The sequence below is a fragment of the Massilia eburnea genome (genome assembly GCF_009720745.1).
GTDB classification, from domain to species: Bacteria; Pseudomonadota; Gammaproteobacteria; order Burkholderiales; family Burkholderiaceae_D; genus Rugamonas; species Rugamonas eburnea.
In genome coordinates, this window is sequence record NZ_WNKX01000006.1 from 109,308 (window position 1) to 122,977 (window position 13,670).

Genomic DNA, 13,670 nt, shown 5'->3' on the forward strand with positions numbered 1-13,670 from the left:
CGGCACTATAGTTTCTGGATGATCGCAGACTACCAAGAACTTTCCGATAAAATCGACCGCCTTGCGGAACTCGCGCACACCTTGCGTCGAGAGAACGCTCAGTTGCGCCAGGCCAATGCAGCCCTGGTGGCCGATAACCTTGAATACCAACGCCGCCTGGGTGAAGCTCACGCGCGTGTGATGGCGCTGCTGGACAAGATCCCGGCTGCGGAAGCAGACACCCCTGAGGATGCCCAATGATCCATGTCGACGTGACCATCATGGGCCAGCCCTACAAGCTGGCATGCAAGGCCGACGAAGAACGCGCGCTGCGCGAAGCGGCCAACCTGCTTGATAAAAAGATGAGCGCGATCCGCGACGCCGGCAAGATCAAGGGCAATGACCGCATCGCCGTGATGGCGGCGCTGGGCATGGCGGCGGAATTCCTCGCGTCGAAATCGGCCAGCGGCGGCCCGTCGATGCTGGAGGTGCAGGAGAAGCTGGGCGCCATGCACAAGGTGCTCGACAATGCACTGACCCCGCAAGAAAATCTCTTCTAATTGTCTTAAAGGCCTTTCCCGGAAATCGTTTGAGGAGTAAACTTCGTGTCACCCTGCGGTGTTCGAGATTTGCCATATATTCCTTGAACCATTTACATGCATCGGTTGTGGAAATTTGTTCGACGGGCGTGAGCGTCACTAGTCTGATGAACCCGAAGTTGAACTAACTGCAACCACCTTGAACCGTAAGGTTCGGGATGCCGGCATAACGGCACAGGCGGGGCCTCATTCCATGCGAAAGCGGTTGCATGCACCCTGGTGCGCAACCGTTTTTTTACGCCCAGAGGAGCGCCATGCAATATTGGTTGATGAAGTCTGAGCCCGATGAAGTAAGCATCGACGACGTCATGTCCGCCAAGGGCAAGACCGTGCCCTGGTTCGGCGTGCGCAACTACCAGGCCCGCAATTTCATGCGCGACGCGATGCAGGTTGGCGACGGTGTCCTGTTCTACCATTCCTCCTGCCCGGAGCCGGGCATTGCCGGCATCGCGGAAGTGGTGAGCGGGCCGTATCCGGACGCCACCCAGTTCGATCCCAGGAGCCACTACTACGACGCGAAGGCGACGCAGGAGCAGCCGCGCTGGATTTCCGTCGACGTGAAAGGCGTGCGTAAGACGCGCCTGCTGTCGCTGGCGGAAATGCGCACGCTGCCGCAGCTGGAAGACATGGTGGTCCTGCAAAAAGGCAGCCGCCTGTCGATTACTCCCGTCACGCCGGCGCAATGGAAGCATGTGATGGCGCTGCTGAAGGGCGATTGATGGATTGGAGTCTGGTCGCCGTCCTGCTGCTGATGGGGGCAGGAGGCGGTTATGCGGCGGGCTTGCTGGGGATCGGCGGCGGCATGGTGCTGGTGCCGTTCATTACGATGATCTTCACGGCGAATGGATTTCCGCCGCAGCTCGTCGTGCACATGGCGATTGCGACATCGCTGGCGACGATCATGTTTACGTCCTTGTCTTCGGTGCGGGCGCATCACAAGCACGGTGCGGTGCAATGGCGCATTGTGGCGCTGCTGGCGCCGGGCATCGTGATCGGCTCATGGATCGGGCCCTGGATCGGCAAGCAGATGAACACTTCGGCGCTGTCGCTGCTGTTCGCGGCCTTCGTGGCGTTTTCGGCGGCGCAGATGCTGCGCAATAAGAGGCCAGCGGCGGGGCGCGAACTTCCCGGGGCCGCCGGCATGTTCGCGGCGGGTGGAGTGATCGGCACCGTGGCGGGACTGGTTGGCGCTGGCGGAGGCTTTATTTCGGTGCCGTTCATGGCGTGGTGTAATGTGAGGATTCACCAGGCGGTGGCGACCAGTGCAGCGCTGGGCTTTCCGATTGCGCTCTCCGGCACCTTGTCGAATATCTATTATGGATGGGCGGAGCCGGGCTTACCGGCGTATTCCCTGGGTTTTGTGTACTTGCCGGCGTTGGCGGTGATCGTGGCGGCCAGCGTGATGATGGCGCCGTTCGGTGCGCGTACTGCACATAAAATGGATGTGGCGTCGCTCAAGCGCGCCTTTGCCGCGGTGCTCTTTGCGCTAGCAGGGTATATGTTCTACCACGCGTTCTCTTGAGCGGATGCGTGCACGCCCGCCCTGTGCTGCGCGGGCTGGCTGATTGGAGGTTGCAATGCAGGAAGCAAGAGTTGGGTGCTGGGCGCTGTTCAAGGTGTTCTCGCACATGGCGCTGCAAGGATTTGGCGGCGTGCTGCCCTTTGCCTATCGCCATCTGGTCGAACGCACGAAATGGCTGACGGCGAGCGAATTCAGCCAGCTCCTGAGCATTGCCCAATTGCTGCCCGGCCCCACCATCTGCAACCTCGCGGTCATGGTTGGCCAGCGCTACGCCGGCGTGGCCGGCGGCCTCTCCGCGCTGGCGGGAATGCTGATCGCACCATTTTTCATCGTCATCGCGATGGGAGTGGCCTATCAGGGCCTGGTGCATCATCCAATCTTTGTCAATGCAATGCGCGGCATGTCTGCTGCGGCATCAGGGCTGATCCTGGCTACGGCACTCAAGCTGGCGCTCGGGATGTTGCGAAGCCCAGCGCCGGAGCAGGCGGTTGTTCCGGCTGCGGAAGGCTCCGCGAATGCCGAGGCGCTTGACGTGGCGCGCACCGTGTTCTGGCGGCGCGTCGTGCAGGTCGCACTGCTGGTGGCAGCCTTCATCGGCCTTGGCGTGGCGAAGGTCGGCTTGATCACGGTGGTGGCAACGCTGGTGCCGATTGGCTTCCTGCTGTTCGCTTTCGTCTGGAGGAAGCCATGAACGACGACGTCAAACTGGGCGGGCTGGCCTGGCACCTGGCATTCCTGTCCTTGACTGCAATTGGCGGCGGCGTGGTGCTGGTGGCCCCGGACATACACCACTATGTCTCGGTGCAGAACCACTGGATGACGGACGAGCAGTTTGCCGCCATGTACGCGCTGGCGCAGGCGGCGCCGGGCCCGAACCTGCTGTTCGTAACGTTGATCGGCTGGATGATCAAGGGCTGGCTGGGCGCCGTCGTGGTGACGCTGGCGGCGATCGTGCCATCCAGCTGCCTGGTGCTTGCCCTGGGATCGGTGATCAACCGCCATGGCGGCGGGAAAGGGCGCTGGACGGGCGCGCTGCGTGATGCGTTGTCGCCGCTGGCGGCCGGCATGCTGGGCGGTGCCGCCTGGACTTTCCTGAGCGTGGCCGGCGCCGGATGGCGCGGCATTTTGCTGGCGCTGGCCGCCACTGCGGCGGCCTATGCGACCAAGTTGAATCCCCTGTGGCTGATTGCCTTAGGTGCGCTGGCTGGCGCTATTGGGCTGGTTTGAGCGGTACGCCCACGCCAGCATGATGATGGCGCCGATGATCATCGGCAGCGACAGCATCTGCCCCGAGGTAACCGGCAGGCCTGCCACATTGATTTCCCAGTCCGGGGTGCGGAACCATTCGGTGAAGAATCGCGCGCAGCCATACAGCAGCACATACAGTGCGCCAACTGCCAGGCGCGGGCGCGCCTTGCGTGCGAACGGCCAGATGATGCAGAACACCAGGATACCGTCGACCAGCATCTGGTAGATCGCGGAAGGGTGGCGCGGCAGGTTGTCGTGCAGGTTCGGGTAGATCATCGCCCATGGCAGGTTGGGATCGCTGACCACGCGGCCCGGCAGCTCGGCGTTGATGAAATTGCCCATGCGGCCGGCGGCATAACCAAGCGGCACCAGCGGGGCAATGAAGTCATACACGTCCAGCAGGTTGCGCTTGCGCTTGCGGGCCCACAGCGCCATGCCGATCAGCACGCCGAGGAAGCCGCCGTGGTAGCTCATGCCGCCTTCCCATACTCGGATAATGCGCCATGGTGCGAGCAGCATGTCCGGCTGATAGAAGAATACTTCGCCCAGGCGGCCGCCCACGATCACACCTAGCATGCCGTAGAACAGCATGTCGTCCAGGTCCTCCTTGGTCCAGCCTTGGGCGGCGATATGCGGCTGCTTGATGCGCACGCGGCCCAGCACGATGAACATGGCGAAGGCCAGCACGTACATCAGGCCGTACCAGTGGATCGACAAAGGGCCGATGCCGAAGATTGGCCCAATCTGGAACGCGATCGGATTAGGCATTGGATGCGTTAGCGGCATTCAGATTCTCTTTCTCATTAACTCGAGGAAGCCCCGCAGCACGGGCGAGGCATTGTCGCGCCGCCAGGCCAGCCCGGTTTCCACCAGCGGCGTGTTCTGGACCAGGGGCAGGTACTCCACGCCCGGCCGGCGCAAATTCGACACGGATTGTGGCACAAGTGCCAATCCCATGCCAGCGGATACAAGGCTCACAATGGTCTGCATCTGGATGGCTTCCTGCCCCACCTCGGCGGTGATGCCGGTTTCGCGGAATACGGACAGGATAGCGTCGTACAAACCCGGCGAAATATGGCGCGGGAAGATGATCAGCGGGATGCCGGCCAGCTTGCGCAAATCGGCGGCCTTGGCGCGCGCCAAGGCCGGCAGGCCGGCTGGCGCGGCCAGCACCAAAGGTTCGCGCAGCACCGGCAGGTAATCGAGCTCCTGGCGCGCGCGGTCGGGCAGGGGAGGGATCAGCAGGCCGGCATCGACCCGGCCTTCCAGCAAGTCGTCCAGCTGCAGGTCGGAAGTAGCTTCCTTCAGCGTGATCTCGACCTGCGGATATTCGGCGCGGTAGGCGCGCAGGGTGGGCGGCAGCACGCTGTAGTCGGCGGACGATACGAAGGCCAGTGACAGGCGCCCGCTGGCGCCGGTGGCAGCGCGCTGCACCAGCTCCGCCAACCCGGCCGATTGCTCAAGAAGGCGGCGCGCCTCTGGCAGCAATGCTTCCCCGGCTGCGGTCAGCGCTACGCCGCGCCGGTTACGCTCAAACAGCGGTGCGCCCAGCATCTCTTCCAGCGCCATGATGGTTTGCGACAAGGGCGGCTGTGTCATGTGCAGGCGCCGCGCGGCGCGGCCAAAGTGCAGCTCCTCGGCGACGGTGGCGAAATAGCGCAGCTGGCGAAGTTCGATATTCATTCGCAAAGCATATCACAGCAGAGGTCATCATATATTTGACAACTCGCCATGGTAAAGGCAACCTTAGACTCTTACTGAGGAGAACCCACCATGCCGCAATACCGTTCCTACACCACCACCCAAGGCCGCAACATGGCGGGCGCTCGTGCCCTGTGGCGCGCCACCGGCATGAAAGATGGCGATTTCAATAAGCCGATCATCGCCGTGGTCAACTCGTTCACCCAATTCGTGCCGGGCCACGTGCACCTGAAGGACTTGGGCCAGCTGGTTGCTCGCGAAATCGAGGCCTCCGGCGGCGTCGCCAAGGAATTCAATACCATCGCCGTGGACGACGGCATCGCCATGGGCCACGGCGGCATGCTGTACTCGCTGCCATCGCGCGACCTGATCGCCGACTCCGTCGAATACATGGTCAACGCGCACTGCGCCGACGCCATGGTGTGCATCTCCAACTGCGACAAGATCACACCCGGCATGCTGATGGCCGCCATGCGCCTGAATATCCCGGCGATCTTTGTTTCCGGCGGCCCGATGGAAGCGGGCAAGGTCATCAAGGCCGTCAACGGCGGCGAAAAGATCATCAAGCTGGACCTGGTCGACGCCATGATCAAGGCCGGCGACCGCAGCGTCTCCGACGCCGACGTGGCGGAAATCGAGCGCTCCGCCTGCCCGACCTGCGGTTCCTGCTCCGGCATGTTCACCGCCAACTCGATGAACTGCCTGACCGAAGCGCTGGGCCTGTCCCTGCCTGGCAACGGCACCATCGTCGCCACCCACAGCGACCGCAAGGAATTGTTCCTGCGCGCCGGCCGCCTGATCGTGGAAATCACCAAGCGCCACTACGAGCAGGACGATTACAGCGTGCTGCCGCGTTCCATCGCCACCAAGGAAGCGTTTGAAAACGCCATGGCGCTGGACGTTTCGATGGGCGGCTCCACCAACACCGTGCTGCACCTGCTGGCCGCCGCGCATGAAGCGCAAGTACCGTTCACCATGGCCGACATCGACCGTATCTCGCGCAAAGTGCCATGCCTGTGCAAGGTGGCGCCGATGACCGACAAGTTCCACATCGAAGACGTTCATCGCGCCGGCGGCATTGTCTCGATCCTCGGTGAACTGGCGCGCGCCGGCCTGCTGGACACCACCCAGCACACCGTGCACAGCCCAACCATGGGCCACGCCATCGAAAAATACGACATCAAGCGCAGCGACGACGCGGCCGTGCACCAGTTGTTCCGCGCGGCGCCGGGCGGCGTGCCGACCCAGGTGGCGTTCTCGCAATCCGAGCGCTACGCCTCGTCGGACCTGGACCGCAGCACCGGCTGCATCCGCGACCTGGAGCACGCCTACTCGAAAGACGGCGGCCTGGCGGTCCTGTACGGGAATATCGCCGAGAAGGGCTGCATCGTGAAGACGGCCGGCGTGGATGAATCGATCCTGAAATTCAGCGGCAAGGCGCGCGTGTTCGAAAGCCAGGACGCGGCGGTGGAAGGCATCCTGGGCGACACCGTGCACGAAGGCGATGTTGTGATCATCCGCTACGAAGGCCCGAAAGGCGGCCCCGGCATGCAGGAAATGCTGTACCCGACCTCGTACATCAAATCGAAAGGCCTGGGCAAGGCGTGCGCGCTGTTCACCGACGGCCGCTTCTCGGGCGGCTCATCGGGCCTGGTAATCGGCCACGCCTCGCCGGAAGCCGCGGAAGGCGGCGCCATCGGCCTGGTGGAAGAAGGGGACATGATCGACATCGACATCCCATCGCGCACGATCAACCTGCGCGTGACGCCGGAAGCGCTGGCAGCGCGCCGCGCCGCCATGGAAGCACGCGGCGCCGACGCCTGGCAGCCGGTCAATCGCGAGCGCTACGTCTCGCAGGCACTGCAAGCGTACGCCGCGCTGACGACGTCCGCCGACCGCGGCGCCGTGCGCGACCTGTCGCAGCTGAAGCGCTGATTATTTGCGCTTCTTGAGATCGTCGAAGTTTTTCTTGATGCGGTCCTTGCGGCGCTGCTCGTCGACGTTGTGGGCCTTGCGTTTGTCGAGGCCCAGCATTGGCTCAAGGATTTCGAACCAGACGAAGGCGACGCCCATGATGAGAACGATCCAGATCCACGACAGATCGGCGAACTTCCAGACTTCAAAGTACTTCAGCGCCACGAGGGCAATTATCAATAGAATAATGGGCATGGAACACTCCTTGGTATTCCATCATAGCAATATCCAGCTATCGGTCAACCCATAATACGAAGCGTGCGTTGTGGAGTAGAATTGTGTCAGTTTTTTTTCTTGGAGATGAAAAAATGAAACGTTCCCTGATGGTTGGTGTCCTGGTCGCCGCAGCTTTCTCGTCGCAGGCCGCTTTTGCAAACGCTGACCTGGCCAAGGCCAAGAATTGCATGGGCTGCCACGCAATCGCGACCAAGCTGGTTGGCCCGGCTTACAAGGATGTCGCCGCCAAATACGCCGGCCAGAAAGATGCCGAAGCCAAGCTGGTCCAGAAAGTGATGAAGGGCGGTTCCGGCGTGTGGGGCGCAGTCCCGATGCCAGCCAACCCACAGGTGACCGAGGCGGAAGCCAAGACCCTGGTGAAATGGGTCCTGTCCCAGAAATAATGTAAAAGAAGAAAAGGGCGAGAAAAAAGGGGTACGTCCCCTTTTTTCTCGCGCTTTTTTTTACTTGATCACCTCAATGCGCGTCTTCTTGTCGCCTTTGTAGGTGAACAGCGTCAGCGCACCGTCCTTGATATCTCCCTTGGCATCGAAGGCGATGGTGCCGCTGATGCCGTCATGCTTGACCTTCTTCAGGAAGGGCAGGTATTTGGCGGGATCGGCCGATTTGGCGTCCGCCATGGCGTGTGCGATTGCCATCGTCGCGTCGTAGGCATATGGTGCGTACACCTGCACCTCGTAGCCGTAGCGCTTCTTGAAGCGGGCGGCGAATTCGTCCAGCTTCTTTTCCTGCTCCGGCGTCACGCCGCCCGCTTCCGCGCAGACCACGACATCGTCGGCGCCGCCCGACAGCTTGGGCAGCGCTTCGGTGCAGATGCCGTCGCCGCCCATCAGCTTGGCCTTGATACCCAGCTGCTTCATCTGGCGCAGCAGGGGACCGCCGACAGAGTCCATGCCGCCGAAGAAGACCAGGTCGGGATTCTTGGAGCGGATGCTGGTGAGGATGGCGTTGAAGTCGGTCGCCTTGTCGGTGGTGAACTGCTTGTCGACGATCTGCACGCCGGCGCCTTTCTTGGCTTCCTTCAGGAATTCGGTGGCTACACCCTGGCCGTAGGCGGTGCGGTCGTCGATCACGGCGATACGCTTGGCGCCCAGTTTTTGGGTGGCGTATTTGCCCAGCGAGCTGCCCAGCTTGAAGTCGTTGGATACGACGCGGAAGGTGGTATTGAAGCCTTGGTTGGTGTACACCGGGCTGGTGGACGATGCGGAAATCTGCGGAATGCCGGCGTCATAATAAATCTTCGAGGCCGGAATGGTGGTGCCGGAATTCTGGTGGCCGATCACGCCCTGGACCTTGGCGTCGACCAGTTTCTGCGCGGCTGTCGTGCCCTGTTTAGGATCGCCGGCGTCGTCTTCGGACACCATTTCGAACTTGACCGCCTTGCCGTTGATCTTGAAGCCTTTGGCGTTCAAGTCTTCCACCGCCATGCGCACGCCGCTCTGGTTGTCCTTGCCCAGGTGGGCGGACTGGCCGGACAGCGGGCCGACATAGCCGATCTTGACCACTTCCTGGGCGCCCGCGGCGCCAGCAAAGGCCAGGGCGATGGCTGCGATGATGGTTTTGGTTTGCATTGCACTTTCTCCTGAAACGAAAAGGGCCGCCATGCTGGCTGGCGGCCCACGGGCTCCCCCCCGATTTATTCGTGTGTTACTTGATCACTTCCATCTTGGTCTTGACCCCGCCCTTGTAGGTGAACAGAGTCAGCGCGCCGTCCTTGATGTCGCCATATGGATCGAACTCGATCAGGCCGGTCACACCCTGGTGCTTGATCTTGGCCAGCACCGGCAGGTACTTGGCCGGCTCGGACGAATTGGCTTTCTCCATCGCGTCGGCCATGGTCATGATGGCGTCGTACACATACGGTGCGTACAGCTGTACTTCCTGGCCATACTTCTTCTTGTAGCGGGCGCGGAAGTCGTCCATGTTCTTCTGCATTTCCGCGGTCACGCCGCCGGCTTCGGCGCAGGTCACCACGCCGTCTGCTGCGGCGCCGGCGGACAGGCGGTACAGCGCATCGGTACAGACGCCGTCGCCGCCCATGAATTTGGCGTTGATGCCCAGGGCCTTCATCTGGCGCAGCAGCGGGCCGCCCACCGAGTCCATGCCGCCGAAGAACACCAGGTCGGGATTCTTTGATTTGATATTGGTCAGGATGGCGTTGAAGTCGGTGGCGTTGGCATTGGTGAATTCCTTGCCAACCACTTGAACGCCCGGCATGGCTTTCTTGGCGCCCTTGAGGAATTCGTCGGCCACGCCCTGGCCGTAAGCGGTGCGGTCGTCGATCACGGCGATCTTCCTGGCGCCCAGTTTCTGCACGGCGTAGGCGCCGAGAGTGCCGCCCAGCTTGTTGTCGTTGGCGACCACGCGGAAGGCGGTGTTGAATTTCTGCTTGGTGTACACCGGCGAGGTGGCGGCCGGCGAAATCTGCGGGATGCCGGCGTCGTAGTAAATCTTCGAGGCCGGGATGGTGGTGCCGGAATTCAGGTGGCCGATCACGCCTTGTACCTTGGCGTCCACCAGCTTCTGTGCGGCGGTGGTGCCCTGTTTCGGGTCGCCGCCGTCGTCTTCGAACTGGACCACGAATTTGACTGGCTTGCCGCCGATTTTCACGCCTTTGGCGGCCAGGTCCTCGACGGCCATTTTCGCGCCGTTTTCCATGTCCTTGCCAAGGTGGGAATTAGGGCCCGATACCGGCGACACGTGGCCGATCCTGATGACGTCCTGGGCGAAGGCGCTGCCGGCAAATGCCAGGGCAAGGGCGGCGGAAATGAACTTGGTCTTGAACTGCATCGGGGTCTCCAGTCAATTATTCATGTACGCCAGAGAAAATACAGCAAAAAAACCGATTGGCAAAGAGGGAATTATTTGCGGCGGCCGGTGCTGGCCTGCAGGTGGGTGATTTCCTGCTGTACGGCGCGGGCGACGATCTTGCCGATGGTGTCATGCAGGCCTTCGCGGATTTCCACCGTCAGGGCGTGCAGGGCGTGGTCCAGCACTTCGCTGATGCTGTCCTTGATGCGCTGTTCGAGCACGAAATCGACGCGGTTCGACAGCTGCTGCAGAACGCGGTCGGACAGGCGGCGTTCCAGCGCCTCCCATGCTTCGTCGTCGTCCGGCGCGGGCAGGGCGCCTGCTTCGGCCGCGGGCGCCGGCTCGGCGGCGACGGGAGCGCTAACAGCGGCCGGCGCCTCGTCTGGCATGATTTCGGTCAGGACCGGGATGCTGGCGTCAAAAGCCTGGTTCATTACTTACCTACCGTGAGATGTTTGAGCGGGAAATCCTGCCGCTTGTAGGCAGCATAACGCAGGCGGCCCGCCGCCGCATCTTCTTCGTCGGCGGAGATGACTTCGATCAGTCGCGGAAATGCCTCAAACTGGGCCGGCGCGCGGCGCGCCAGGTTGACCAGCAAGGCCGCCTCCGGCAGTTCGGTGGCGTCGCTGTCGGCCAGCACGATGGCAGAATCGGGCGCCAGCGGATCGTTGGCATGGGCATGCGGCAGGAAATCGGTGGCGGAAAAGGTCCACAGTGCGCGGTCCAGTTCCGCCAGCTGGGCGGCATCCTCGGTCATGACCACGATGCGGGGCGTGCTGGCGTAGGCCTTGCGCAGCAGGCGGCAGGCATAGGCTACCTTGTCCGGCACGCCGCTGTGAAAATCAATCTGCGTCATCGATCAGGAAGGGAAATCAGAAGCGGAAGTCCGGCGAGGCATTTTTGGGCGTCTCGCGTTCGCGGCGGGCTGCTTCTTCGGCCGCCGCTGCGCGCTCGGCTTCGGCCTTGGCACGCGCTTGTTCGGCAGCGCTCGGGCCTTTCGGCGGCGCGGCCGAGGTTGGCGGAGGGTTCGAATAACCTGGCGGCAGCGACTTGACGGTCGGGTAGCCCGCTGCGGTCAATGCACCATCCCATGCGCCCTGCTCGAAACCGATCTGGCGCGCACGGCCGACCAGCAGGAGCGGCAACTGGCCGTCGCTGCCGGCCTTTTTCAGCACTGCAGCATCTTCCGGCGTATTCACGGTCTTTTCGCGATAGGGAATGCCGCGCGCGGCCAGCAGTTCACGGGCCCTGTCGCAGCCGGCGCCGCAACTGGCGGTGGTGAACAGCACGACCGGACTGGCGCGTACCACTTCGGCCAGTTCCGGCGGCAGGTCGACACTGCCGGTACCGCCAGTGTTGTAACTCTTCATCTCCGCCTTCTTGGCGGTGGCTGGCGGCGGCGTGTCGGTAAAGTGGGTGACGCCCTTGTCGTCCTTCCACTTATACATCTGGGCCTGCGCCACGCTGGCAGTCAGCAGCATCAAAAGCAGTGCAGCGCGTTTCATTCTCTCTTTCTCCTTTAAGCCGCCATGCCGCTATGGCGCAGCAGGGCGTCGATCGTCGGCTCACGGCCGCGGAAGGCGGTGAACGATTCCAGCGCCGGGCGCGAACCGCCGACGGCCAGGATCTCCTGCTGGAAGCGTTTACCAGTATCGGTGGACAGTTTGCCGCCATCCAGCGCCGCCGCTTCCTCGAAGGCAGCGTAAGCGTCGGCAGACAGGACTTCAGCCCACTTATAGCTATAGTATCCCGCCGCATAGCCTCCGGCAAAGATATGGCCGAAGGAATGTTGGAAGCGGTTGAAACTTGGCGGGATGATAACGGCGAATTTGCGGCGCACGTCGTCGATCAGGTCCTGCACCGATTGGGCGCCGGACGGCTGGAAGTCGTAGTGCAGCAGCATGTCGAGCAGGGCGAATTCCACCTGGCGCAGGGTCTGCAGGCCGGACTGGAAGTTTTTCGCCGCCAGCATGCGGTCGTACAGGGCGCGCGGCAGCGGCAGGCCGCTCTTCACGTGGGCGCTCATGTGGCTCAGCACATCCCACTCCCAGCAGAAGTTTTCCATGAACTGGGACGGCAGTTCCACCGCGTCCCATTCGACGCCGGAAATGCCGGATACCGCCAGCTCCTCGACCTGGGTCAGCATGTGGTGCAGGCCGTGGCCGAATTCGTGGAACAGGGTGATCACTTCATCGTGGGTGAACAGCGATGGCTGCGGCACATTGTCCACCACCAGGGGCTCGGTGAAATTGCAGGTCAGGTAGGCGACCGGGGTTTGCAGCTGGCCGTTCTTGATGCGGCGGCCGCGCGCATCGTCCATCCAGGCGCCGCCGCTCTTGCCTTCGCGGGCGTACAGGTCGAGGTAGAACTGGCCGACCAGGATCCCGTCACGTTCGATGCGGTAGAAGCGCACGTCCTTGTGCCAGACCGGTGCGCTGTCCGGCTTGATGCTCACGCCGAACAGGGTTTGCACCAGCTTGAACAGGCCGTCGATCACCTTATGCTCGGGGAAGTACTGCTTCACTTCCTGCGCCGAGAATGAGTAAAGATGCTGCTGCAGCTTTTCGGAGGCGTAAGGCAGGTCCCAGGATTGCAGGTCCTTGATGCCCAGTTCCTTGCTGGCGTAGGCCTGCAGTTCCGCCAGGTCTTTCTCGGCGAACGGGCGGGCGCGTTTGGCCAGGTCTTCCAGGAATTCGATCACCTGTTCCGGCGACTTGGCCATTTTCGGCACCAGCGACACTTCGGCGAAGTTCCTGTAGCCGAGCAGGTGGGCTTCTTCGGCGCGCAGTTTCAGCAGGGTGGCGATATTGCCGGTGTTGTCCCAGTCTTCGCGCTTGCTGAAGGCGTCGCCCAGTTCCGAGGCCTTGGTGGCGTTGGCGCGGTACACCTTTTCGCGCAGCGCGCGGTTGTCGCAGAACTGCAGGATCGGATAGTAGGAAGGGAAGTGCAGCGTGAATTGCCAGCCTTGCTTGCCGTCCTTTTCGGCCAGCGCCTTGGCGGCGGCCTTGGAGTCGTCGGGCAAGCCGCGCAGCTCGGACTCGTCTTCCACCAGCAGTTTCCAGTCGTTGGTCGCGTCCAGCACGTTCTCGCTGAAACGGGTCGAGGTGGCGGCGTGTTCTTCCTGGATCTCGGCGAAGCGTTCCTTCTTATCGGCCGGCAGTTCGGCGCCGCCCATGCGGAAATCGCGGATCGCGTTGTCGATGATGCGCTGGCGCGCCGGCGACAAGGTGGCGAATTCCGCGCTGGCGCGCAGTGCTTTGTATTTGGCGAACAGCGCCTCGTTCTGGGCCAGGGCGGTCCAGAACTCGGTCACTTTCGGCAGGTTGTCGTTGTAGGTGGCACGCAGTTCCGGCGTGTCCACCACGTTGTTGAGGTGACTGACGATGCCCCAGGCGCGGCCCAGCAGCTCGGTGGAATTTTCCAGCGGCGTGACGAAGTTATCCCAGGTCACGTTATCGCTTGGCGCTTCCAGTTGCGCCACGGCGGCGCGGTTCTTCTCCAGCAGGTGCTCGATGGCGGGAGTGACGTGTTCGGGCTTGATCGCATCGAAACGCGGCAAGCCGCTAAAGTCCAGCAGGGGATTGTCAGTCATTTGTTTT

Annotated in this window: 17 protein-coding genes and 1 other RNA gene; 9 read left to right on the forward strand and 9 right to left on the reverse strand. The window is 62.4% G+C overall.

Going from position 1 to position 13,670, the window contains the following annotated elements; translation table 11 throughout:
- Nucleotides 1-18: 18 nt before the first annotated feature.
- From GM658_RS09755 to GM658_RS09785, 7 genes are all read left to right on the forward strand, one after another.
- Nucleotides 19-240 carry a hypothetical protein gene (locus tag GM658_RS09755; protein ID WP_155453825.1) on the forward strand — a complete coding sequence of 74 codons (222 nt, stop codon included), beginning with the start codon at nucleotides 19-21 and terminating at the stop codon, nucleotides 238-240.
- Nucleotides 237-539 (forward strand): cell division protein ZapA, encoded by a 303-nt coding sequence (locus GM658_RS09760; RefSeq protein WP_155453826.1) that lies wholly within the window; start codon nucleotides 237-239, stop codon nucleotides 537-539. Before GM658_RS09755 ends, GM658_RS09760 begins: the two co-directional genes overlap by 4 nt.
- Nucleotides 540-586: 47 nt before the next feature.
- A non-coding RNA gene (gene ssrS / locus GM658_RS09765) (6S RNA) lies at nucleotides 587-767 on the forward strand.
- A gap of 65 nt (nucleotides 768-832) precedes the next feature.
- Nucleotides 833-1,297: an EVE domain-containing protein gene (locus GM658_RS09770; protein ID WP_155453827.1), complete on the forward strand. Its 465-nt coding sequence runs from the start codon at nucleotides 833-835 to the stop codon at nucleotides 1,295-1,297.
- On the forward strand, nucleotides 1,297-2,100 hold the full coding sequence (locus tag GM658_RS09775; RefSeq protein ID WP_155453828.1) for a sulfite exporter TauE/SafE family protein: 804 nt from the start codon (nucleotides 1,297-1,299) through the stop codon (nucleotides 2,098-2,100). Before GM658_RS09770 ends, GM658_RS09775 begins: the two co-directional genes overlap by 1 nt.
- 55 nt (nucleotides 2,101-2,155) lie before the next feature.
- Nucleotides 2,156-2,791, forward strand: a complete 636-nt coding sequence (locus GM658_RS09780) for a chromate transporter (protein WP_155453829.1) — start codon at nucleotides 2,156-2,158, stop codon at nucleotides 2,789-2,791.
- Nucleotides 2,788-3,327 carry a chromate transporter gene (locus tag GM658_RS09785; RefSeq protein WP_155453830.1) on the forward strand — a complete coding sequence of 180 codons (540 nt, stop codon included), beginning with the start codon at nucleotides 2,788-2,790 and terminating at the stop codon, nucleotides 3,325-3,327. Before GM658_RS09780 ends, GM658_RS09785 begins: the two co-directional genes overlap by 4 nt.
- Here the strand turns inward: GM658_RS09785 and lgt are convergent.
- Nucleotides 3,292-4,116, reverse strand: a complete 825-nt coding sequence (gene lgt / locus GM658_RS09790; protein ID WP_229416844.1) for a prolipoprotein diacylglyceryl transferase — start codon at nucleotides 4,114-4,116, stop codon at nucleotides 3,292-3,294. The two genes, GM658_RS09785 and lgt, sit on opposite strands and share 36 nt — an antisense overlap.
- An 18-nt stretch (nucleotides 4,117-4,134) precedes the next feature.
- Nucleotides 4,135-5,031 (reverse strand): LysR family transcriptional regulator, encoded by an 897-nt coding sequence (locus tag GM658_RS09795; RefSeq protein WP_155453832.1) that lies wholly within the window; start codon nucleotides 5,029-5,031, stop codon nucleotides 4,135-4,137.
- Between the two features lie 90 nt (nucleotides 5,032-5,121).
- Between GM658_RS09795 and ilvD the strand changes: the two genes are divergently transcribed.
- Complete coding sequence (gene ilvD / locus GM658_RS09800) at nucleotides 5,122-6,984, forward strand: dihydroxy-acid dehydratase (protein WP_155453833.1); 1,863 nt, start codon at nucleotides 5,122-5,124, stop codon at nucleotides 6,982-6,984.
- Here the strand turns inward: ilvD and GM658_RS09805 are convergent, their stop codons facing one another.
- Complete coding sequence (locus GM658_RS09805) at nucleotides 6,985-7,218, reverse strand: TIGR04438 family Trp-rich protein (protein ID WP_155453834.1); 234 nt, start codon at nucleotides 7,216-7,218, stop codon at nucleotides 6,985-6,987.
- A gap of 113 nt (nucleotides 7,219-7,331) precedes the next feature.
- On the opposite strand from GM658_RS09805, the gene GM658_RS09810 reads away from it, so the two are divergent.
- Nucleotides 7,332-7,643 carry a c-type cytochrome gene (locus GM658_RS09810; protein WP_155453835.1) on the forward strand — a complete coding sequence of 104 codons (312 nt, stop codon included), beginning with the start codon at nucleotides 7,332-7,334 and terminating at the stop codon, nucleotides 7,641-7,643.
- A 60-nt stretch (nucleotides 7,644-7,703) separates the two neighbouring features.
- Here the strand turns inward: GM658_RS09810 and GM658_RS09815 are convergent, their stop codons facing one another.
- The 6 genes from GM658_RS09815 to GM658_RS09840 form a co-directional block, all read right to left on the reverse strand.
- A complete protein-coding gene (locus GM658_RS09815) occupies nucleotides 7,704-8,831 on the reverse strand; it encodes a branched-chain amino acid ABC transporter substrate-binding protein (RefSeq protein ID WP_155453836.1) in 1,128 nt (375 codons plus the stop codon).
- A 76-nt stretch (nucleotides 8,832-8,907) separates the two neighbouring features.
- Nucleotides 8,908-10,050, reverse strand: a complete 1,143-nt coding sequence (locus GM658_RS09820) for a branched-chain amino acid ABC transporter substrate-binding protein (protein WP_155453837.1) — start codon at nucleotides 10,048-10,050, stop codon at nucleotides 8,908-8,910.
- 71 nt (nucleotides 10,051-10,121) lie between these two features.
- Entirely contained in the window at nucleotides 10,122-10,505 is a 384-nt protein-coding gene (locus GM658_RS09825) for a DUF2486 family protein (protein ID WP_155453838.1), read from the reverse strand.
- Nucleotides 10,505-10,927, reverse strand: coding sequence for a DNA polymerase III subunit chi (locus GM658_RS09830; protein WP_155453839.1), 423 nt, complete (start codon nucleotides 10,925-10,927; stop codon nucleotides 10,505-10,507). Before GM658_RS09830 ends, GM658_RS09825 begins: the two co-directional genes overlap by 1 nt.
- A 16-nt stretch (nucleotides 10,928-10,943) precedes the next feature.
- On the reverse strand, nucleotides 10,944-11,576 hold the full coding sequence (locus GM658_RS09835; protein WP_155453840.1) for a glutaredoxin family protein: 633 nt from the start codon (nucleotides 11,574-11,576) through the stop codon (nucleotides 10,944-10,946).
- Nucleotides 11,577-11,590: 14 nt separating this feature from the next.
- The gene (locus GM658_RS09840) at nucleotides 11,591-13,663 is read right to left on the reverse strand and encodes a M3 family metallopeptidase (protein WP_155453841.1); all 2,073 of its coding nucleotides are present in this window, start codon (nucleotides 13,661-13,663) and stop codon (nucleotides 11,591-11,593) included.
- Nucleotides 13,664-13,670: the final 7 nt, after the last annotated feature.

Bases quoted from the DNA above. Each gene is read 5' to 3' on its own strand.
- GM658_RS09755 (WP_155453825.1), top strand. From the start codon at position 19: ATGATCGCAGACTACCAAGAACTTTCCGATAAAATCGACCGCCTTGCG.
- GM658_RS09760 (WP_155453826.1), top strand. From the start codon at position 237: ATGATCCATGTCGACGTGACCATCATGGGCCAGCCCTACAAGCTGGCA.
- GM658_RS09770 (WP_155453827.1), top strand. From the start codon at position 833: ATGCAATATTGGTTGATGAAGTCTGAGCCCGATGAAGTAAGCATCGAC.
- GM658_RS09775 (WP_155453828.1), top strand. From the start codon at position 1,297: ATGGATTGGAGTCTGGTCGCCGTCCTGCTGCTGATGGGGGCAGGAGGC.
- GM658_RS09780 (WP_155453829.1), top strand. From the start codon at position 2,156: ATGCAGGAAGCAAGAGTTGGGTGCTGGGCGCTGTTCAAGGTGTTCTCG.
- GM658_RS09785 (WP_155453830.1), top strand. From the start codon at position 2,788: ATGAACGACGACGTCAAACTGGGCGGGCTGGCCTGGCACCTGGCATTC.
- lgt (WP_229416844.1), bottom strand. From the start codon at position 4,116: ATGCCTAATCCGATCGCGTTCCAGATTGGGCCAATCTTCGGCATCGGC.
- GM658_RS09795 (WP_155453832.1), bottom strand. From the start codon at position 5,031: ATGAATATCGAACTTCGCCAGCTGCGCTATTTCGCCACCGTCGCCGAG.
- ilvD (WP_155453833.1), top strand. From the start codon at position 5,122: ATGCCGCAATACCGTTCCTACACCACCACCCAAGGCCGCAACATGGCG.
- GM658_RS09805 (WP_155453834.1), bottom strand. From the start codon at position 7,218: ATGCCCATTATTCTATTGATAATTGCCCTCGTGGCGCTGAAGTACTTT.
- GM658_RS09810 (WP_155453835.1), top strand. From the start codon at position 7,332: ATGAAACGTTCCCTGATGGTTGGTGTCCTGGTCGCCGCAGCTTTCTCG.
- GM658_RS09815 (WP_155453836.1), bottom strand. From the start codon at position 8,831: ATGCAAACCAAAACCATCATCGCAGCCATCGCCCTGGCCTTTGCTGGC.
- GM658_RS09820 (WP_155453837.1), bottom strand. From the start codon at position 10,050: ATGCAGTTCAAGACCAAGTTCATTTCCGCCGCCCTTGCCCTGGCATTT.
- GM658_RS09825 (WP_155453838.1), bottom strand. From the start codon at position 10,505: ATGAACCAGGCTTTTGACGCCAGCATCCCGGTCCTGACCGAAATCATG.
- GM658_RS09830 (WP_155453839.1), bottom strand. From the start codon at position 10,927: ATGACGCAGATTGATTTTCACAGCGGCGTGCCGGACAAGGTAGCCTAT.
- GM658_RS09835 (WP_155453840.1), bottom strand. From the start codon at position 11,576: ATGAAACGCGCTGCACTGCTTTTGATGCTGCTGACTGCCAGCGTGGCG.
- GM658_RS09840 (WP_155453841.1), bottom strand. From the start codon at position 13,663: ATGACTGACAATCCCCTGCTGGACTTTAGCGGCTTGCCGCGTTTCGAT.